The following is a 7129-nucleotide window of genomic DNA, read 5'->3' on the forward strand; positions in this document are numbered from 1 at the left end:
ATCATAAATAAGGCCTTTTTTCTACCTAAAATATAGCGTTATCGCTAAAGATCCTGTCTATGTACTATTCTTAAAAGTTATCAACAGCCAACAATTTTTTTAGATAAAATAAATAATAGGTTGTTCAATCGTGTTTTTATCGACTGCGAAGTTTATGTTGGACGTGAATAGCTATCTAAGCTGAATACTTGAAGGGCAATCCATAATTCATATCCATTGAGCGCTTACGTTTTTTCACATTGACGACACGTGTATTTGGTTCGCTCATGACGGATAACGCTGACTTTCTGTGGAATGATTTTGAGCTCTTCGCTGACTTCTTTACCGCATTCATGAAGGGGTGTTTGGCAACATTCACAACAAGGGGCACTGAGTTCGTGCAGATAAACTTCACGCTCAAGCGCTTCAGGTAATGGTTTTCTGCCTGTTTTAGCCTTGCTCTTATTTACTTTGGGCAACGCATGTTGCTGCTCAGCTTCGTTAAACGTGCCTTTGGCTACCTTTTCACTTTGTGATGAAAAACGTTTTGATTTGCTGAGATTGAGTTGTTCAATCAGCAGCTGAACTGTCGTTTTAAGCTCAGCAATTTCTTCTGATTGTGCACGCTCTTTTGCTTGCAGTTGCAGCAAGAGAATGATGCTCAAAAAGTATTATTTCAAGCTAAGCAGGAACAGCTTACTACCTTAGACTTACTTATTGGGTTGTTTGATTTAAATTAAGCCAAAACGCGATATAACTGTATATAAAATCAACTCATTAGATTAAGCAATCTAGCCAGTAAATATTGATCTTTGTTTAAGGGCAATATCAATTAGCTTTTGTATGGAAAACGAAGGTAAGCACTGTTAAATAGTGCTTTGGTTCTGTCAAACTTTGGGGCAGAAACGAGTCAGTACAGATCACAAACTTGCGGTTAAACCAATACAAGTGATGAACTTTAATCGTATTAATGCTTGTGGTTTTGTTGAATTTGTCAAAGTATGGGTTAATAACTGAGTAACAATCTGATATAAAACAAAATAGTTTTTTCATAAAACTACAAAAGTCATTTTGATGTCAAACTATGGGTACATTTTATGTCAATGTATGGGCTCAGCGACAGTACCCTTGAGGATGTATCACGAGTGGTTTTCCCCACTCTTGTTCACACCACTCGTACCATTGAATTAAATCCACGATTTTCTCCTTCCGTTTTGATATTGAAGCATCAATTCAACTCCGTTTGATTGACGCTTCTATTTAAAGGGTTAACGTTGAATCAATCCAGATTTATATCACATTCTTCTTTAGCGATATTTAAACTATTTATGCATTCAGTTATATCTAAATTCAGCCCCGCATGTGGGTAACGAGAAAGAGAAAAAATCTTATTTAACAACTCATTGTTTTCTCTCGGTAACATGTATTTTTTGCCACCCTCTCTGATGAATGACTTATTGTATGCGTTATTTTTAATTAATGGCACCAAAAGCGTTGATACTATCTCTCGCGATCTAATCTCTTTGTATGCACACCAATGAGGTACTACTGATACAACACCATTTTCCAGAAAGATATCGCACGCTAGGGTTGCGTTCATCATTTCATTCACGTCGGTTTTAGCATAAATTTCTATCAATCCAATTTCTTCATGAGGGAGCATACTCATCAGTTCTGGAAATGCTGGAGAACTGGTATCACAATATAGGATGACATGATTGTTATGTGTTTTAAGTAATCTATTCAGTTGGTAAGTAAAATACTTAGGGGTCACCAGGTTTCCTTTGGCTACAACAGGAGATAGTGGCATCCTTAAAGTATTTGAATTATCAATCTGGCCAAAAAAAAAGTCGTTTATTGTATTCATTGCAAACCTTTGTGTTAAATGAAAAATCAAACTGCTTTACGCAACGCAATTATCATATCAATCAAAAAGAGTTTACTACTCTGTTTCAGGTGCCGTTTCGGACGCTGAAATGCATTCTGTTGATTTTAATTCTGCTACTATCCTTCACAAATCTTCTGTAACACTGGAAAACCGGATGTGATTGTTTGTGATTGCCTCGGTTGTCTGATTTTTAAGTGATGATAACCTACACATAACAAATAAAGGTAAGGACTGAATTGATGAAAACGCTCAACAAAAAACTATTCGCAATTAGCATGGTAGCAAGCCTACTCTTAGCGGGATGTGCCTCTACTGACCCATATACGCCTCAATCTAATGATGATTTCATTTATGACCCTGACGCAAGTTTTGCCATGAACGTGGTTGAAGGGAGTTTAGGGGAACATGGTGGGCTGCGTGATACTGAGATGCCTACCAATGGAGATAATACTCCAAACAGTTTAGATTACGCAGCCAATGGGATTATTGGAGCAGCTTTTGGAGGTGGTCTAGGCGGTGGCCTTTTAAGCATCTTGGGTACTCAACCAAATGACAGTGTATTTCGCACTTTTTACGGTATTGTTTATTATCCAGTGAAACAGAAAGGCAATATTCAAGCGGTATTTGATCAGATTGACAAAGAATTAATTGACACGGCCATAGCTAATCGCAAGCTGACTTTTGTTAAGTCGTTGGTTGATTCTGATGATGATATTAATTTGGAATTTAAAGGGGATGACTGCAAGAAGTATAGACTCATTATGGGGTTTGAACCAAAAGAACTATGTTCATTTATTCGTCACTCTCAACCACAGCTTTTAAAGTATGCGACCAGAACCCCGAATGGAGAAAAAGGTTTATATGCTGTGATTGGCTACGAGACTTTTTATTTTGCAACATCATTGTTCCTCGACCTTGATAAAAAATATTATGTATTTTCTCCTGTTGTGAGAAGTCGTACACAGTTTCCGTTCGTATCAAATACACAACGTATTTACCCATTTGTAAAAGGCGTCGAGAGTTTTAGTATTGATAAACTCATGGAGATTGACCCTTGGACCAATAAGCAATACGGCGTATCGCTACGTTAGCTTAACGATGCAGAGATAAGATTATCTTATCTCTGCATTTAATATTAATTCCCTTTCATTTCGCAAATCAATGGCCTTGGATAGACAGAGCAATCTATCTGTTCAGGGTCAAACGTTTCTTTTAACTCATTTGTAGTATTACTCACATCAGTATCAAATTGATCAACCGCCCTTTCGTTAGCATTCTTACGTTCCATGTCTTCACAATCAGGGTCGTCTGAGCCTTCACAAGATAAATTACCAACCATCCGACCTGAGCCAGTTAAACGGTCTATATCGTATCCAGAAGTGGATAAAATGTCGGCTTCATACATTGTTGATAGCCATTCTGACAGGTCGAGTTGGTCGAAATCGATTCGGCCAAATTCCTCAATCGTGAATCCAGGGCAACTTGACATGTCTTTCCCTAATTGCTTGGAACCTTGATCTGCAATTATCCTAGACAACATTGAAGAATAACAACACCAATCTTGACGCCGAACATAACACACACCCAAGACCTTTTTAGCACAATACTTCTTACCCACCGCAAAGCATTGTTTTTGTGCTAATTTAACACCAACATCTGATTCATTGTCATCACATTGAGTCAATAAATTTGCTAATAATTTCACCATATTATAAATAGTGTAAAGCATTCCCACAAAGCTGATAATACTCATAAATTGGGATGCACCGTCACTCAATACGGTATCACCAACATTTGCGAGGTTGTCCTCTACCATTTTGTCTGTGGCCTCTTGAAATAACATACCTGCTAACTCTTCAGGTAAAGCATTATTGAGAAAACTGTACACCTGTTGTTGCATTGTATGCATGATCCCGCTTACCGCTTCTTCAGCCGTGCTTCCACCTAATTGAACCGTTTCTGAGACACCTTGCATAAAGTCGGGGTCACCCATGATTGAACTGGTAAAGTCTACGACGGCCGTCGCACCTGAGTTCCAGCCATCCACTAACATGCTCGAAAAATCAGTATATAACCCCCCTATTTGGTCCGTTACTCCCCCAGATAAAGTCGATGAGACATTTTTAAAGGTTTCTGTTTGCATCATTTTGTAACCAAGTGCCGCTAGTTCAAGGTAATTAACTCCTTCAGGCGCTTCACAGCAGTTATTACCCAATCCACTCACTTCCCATGAGCAATATTCTGATTCACCGGGAAATATTTCACAGGTATCGGGATCTTCTGATGCACAAGTTGAATCATCATCTACCGTTTGCGCAATTGAACCCATCAAAACGGCTTTTTCGAAATCATCACTCGTTTCTTCTTCACCATAGGCACAACCGTTACCCATACAAGGCAACATACCAGCACAAACGTTAGAGGTTGTTGTTTTGGTTGTTTCAAAAGGCGTTGACACATCACATTGATATGTATCGGTATACATATAACAAATGTCATTCACCTCATCGTACCAACCTTCACCACAGCTATCGCCTGTTTTCTCACAACGGTCATTTGATTCATACTGGCCACAAGATCCTTCTAAATCTTTAAACTCTGAATAGCTATAGCATTGCTCTTCATATTCTAGTGTTGTGGGGTTTAACACTTGCGTACAATAATCATTGCCTTTTAATGGGTCACAACTGTAATTTTTTGCATTAATTTTCCATGTGGCAACATGATACTGCCCTTCTCCTTCATTATCACCACCGTATAATGTTGCTGGATTGGGATCGGTCTCAAACATTTTAGGTAATCGAGTAATCAAATCTTGAGAATACTGATTCGTGCCTTGTTCAATGATTTCCCACTCACTAAATGAGCAAAACGGCGTAAATTCTGCTTCTGGAATATAGGTCGGACAGGCAGGAATGCTCGGACAAACATTGCTCTGACACAACTCACTAACTCTTGGCGTCGCTGTACAAGAGTAGCTAAATAAACCATGTGCATAGTTGTTAAATTCGCATTCCGATAGCGTATAAATCACCTCATCTTTTTCAATGACATATTCAACGCCATAAAGCTCTCCCGACTCTAAGCTTTTTTTCTGGAAATACTCTTCGGTTTCAGTAACATAAGTGACGTTATCACTATATTCAAAAGCATTGCCGATACCAGTTTGTTTTTCACATGGAATTTTTTCCATAAGACAAGTGGAGGTACTACTGTTAAATTCACTACAAGAAATAGCCATCCACTCAATACCTTCCATTTCTTTCACATAACCAGGTCCGGGACGCCATGAAGGATGAGCTGTATGCGATTCTCCTTGAATACGGTCTACTTGGATCAAGCGTTGCTCAATTGAATCACTAGCATCATTTGACGCCGATGATGACGCAGAAGTAGGTGTCGCTGATAGCGTTTGTGTTGTTAGCATCGATTTGGCTGCTGATGCACTTTGTGTTGCCAGCATCGATTTTGTCGATAATAAAGATGTTTCATTATCAATATCGGGGTCAGCATCGTATATACAGGTTGTATCTTCTGGACACAGGGGCTTCCAACCAACTTTATCTGCGCAACCTTCAGGATATTGAACATAACTTTCAATATATCTTGGCGTCACACCTTCTTCATATTCGGGGTTTAGCTCTAACTCTCTTGTGACCTCGCAAAAATCGAAATTCTGATGATTTGGACGTTGACAGATTTTTTGTTCCCAAACGGGTATTTGTTTTTGAGTTGTCTCAGTCACGGTTTCATCGACACAAGATTGTGCCCAAATGCCCTCACCGTTCTGAGCATCACTGATAGCTTGGTTTGTTTCTGCAAAAAAGTACGCATCATGCGAGATTTTTGGCGCAGGATTATCGACGTTACTCTGCATAATTGCCCGATAAGCTTCACTATTCATGGTTTTGCCATCGGATGCTTTCTCATACTGAACTTTTAAGTCGTCGATATATGCTTCTTCATCACCATAATTACTTGGAGCATTAAACTCCTCATCACTTCGTGTTTGTTGATTGGTAAAAACTTCACTGCTTTTAATGCTGGTTATCTTTGCGCCTCTTTCTGACTCAGGCACAGTGGTATAAATAAGATTATCGTTATCATCCCTTGATAGTTTTACGCCAGCTTTTTCGTAATACTCAACGTCAATATTTCCATCGGTCATGGTCGGCGCTTTTGGTTGAGTCCCAGTCACACCTTGATCCATGTATTTCTCAAACTCCTGATGAAAATCGATGTCATCATATTGTGAAGTGTCAACAGAAGTTCCTGCCCCTGCAGATCTATTTAAAATATCAATTTCAAGCGTGGGATTTTGTTCTGGCCCTTTATCTTTGTTGTCCAATATTTTCTGGTACAAATCAGTCCCATCAACATTCTGCGGCGTATCTAATTGATATTTAGCATCTAACTCTTCTTTTAGTTCATCTAGCGCATATACATCAAACGAAACCACTTGTGCTGTTAATGTAAAGAAAAACGCCCAATGAAGGCTTCCACCCAGCATGCAAATTGATGTGAAATAAACACATAATTTTTGCCACAATGTTGATCCTGCCTGTTCCATATTAGTCACCAGTACCCAATGTCAGGCAACACTCTTTGAATTGCCAAAGCATATAAACCGCATCTTCCATGCCTGGCCTCATTCGTCCACCAGCAGGTAAGCACCATAAATTTGTTGATTGCCCCATTGGATGACAACAACTCCCTGTCCCGGTCTCAGCAGAAGCCTCTGCTCTTGGGTAAATCATGCTGAACTTGTATTGGGATCTCGGTGTAAATGCTGCATATTGAGCCTCGCAAACATTATTCTCACCCATTGTTTTCTTTGCTAGTCCTTTTCGATGAAGTGAGCTAATCATTCTTTGAGCGATTAAACTTGATTGAGCTACGTTATCAGTTTGCCCTTTTATATTGCCTGTAAACGGGTACAAGTGGCCATCACATCCAGCGCAGCCAAACGTTGACTCAGGCGCAGCATCGGCCGAGATTAAAGCACAATCTGAAGCACACCAAGGCTGAGCAAGTGGCGTGGCAAATAAAATCGCTTCTGGTGATAACATTAGGGCAAGTAAGTCGTTGTTCCATGTTGGATCGACTTCCGATAAATACATTAAATCTAAATCCATATATCCATCTTGATGACAATCGATATACAGAATTTCAAGCATTTCCATTAGTGGGAAAGCAAAGTAACGGCGTTTTTCAAGGTAGTTGTCGCCTAAGCTGTTAAGCTGCTTCTTTTTTGTTCTCTGG

Annotated in this window: 4 protein-coding genes and 1 pseudogene; 1 reads left to right on the forward strand and 4 read right to left on the reverse strand. The window is 39.4% G+C overall.

The window, feature by feature from the left end; translation table 11 throughout:
• Positions 1-227 precede the first annotated feature (227 nt).
• Together IEY42_RS21140 and IEY42_RS21145 are read right to left on the reverse strand one after the other, a co-directional pair.
• Positions 228-644: pseudogene (locus IEY42_RS21140) on the reverse strand (transposase domain-containing protein); the annotation flags it as partial.
• A 614-nt stretch (positions 645-1258) separates the two neighbouring features.
• Positions 1259-1846 (reverse strand): hypothetical protein, encoded by a 588-nt coding sequence (locus tag IEY42_RS21145; RefSeq protein ID WP_188927175.1) that lies wholly within the window; start codon positions 1844-1846, stop codon positions 1259-1261.
• Between the two features lie 260 nt (positions 1847-2106).
• Between IEY42_RS21145 and IEY42_RS21150 the strand changes: the two genes are divergently transcribed.
• The gene (locus IEY42_RS21150; RefSeq protein WP_188927176.1) at positions 2107-2958 is read left to right on the forward strand and encodes a hypothetical protein; all 852 of its coding nucleotides are present in this window, start codon (positions 2107-2109) and stop codon (positions 2956-2958) included.
• Positions 2959-3002: 44 nt separating this feature from the next.
• On the opposite strand, the gene traN is transcribed toward IEY42_RS21150, so the two are convergent.
• Positions 3003-6416, reverse strand: a complete 3414-nt coding sequence (gene traN / locus IEY42_RS21155) for a conjugal transfer protein TraN (RefSeq protein WP_188927177.1) — start codon at positions 6414-6416, stop codon at positions 3003-3005.
• 22 nt (positions 6417-6438) lie between these two features.
• A partial coding sequence (locus tag IEY42_RS21160) for a TraU family protein (protein ID WP_188927178.1) occupies positions 6439-7129 on the reverse strand: 691 nt, incomplete at its 5' end.

This window comes from Shewanella algicola, assembly GCF_014648035.1.
In the GTDB taxonomy this organism is placed as follows: domain Bacteria; phylum Pseudomonadota; class Gammaproteobacteria; order Enterobacterales; family Shewanellaceae; genus Shewanella; species Shewanella algicola.

Excerpts from the sequence above, each read along its gene's own strand:
- IEY42_RS21150 (WP_188927176.1), top strand. The coding sequence starts at position 2,107 with ATGAAAACGCTCAACAAAAAACTATTCGCAATTAGCATGGTAGCAAGC.
- IEY42_RS21145 (WP_188927175.1), bottom strand. The coding sequence starts at position 1,846 with ATGAATACAATAAACGACTTTTTTTTTGGCCAGATTGATAATTCAAAT.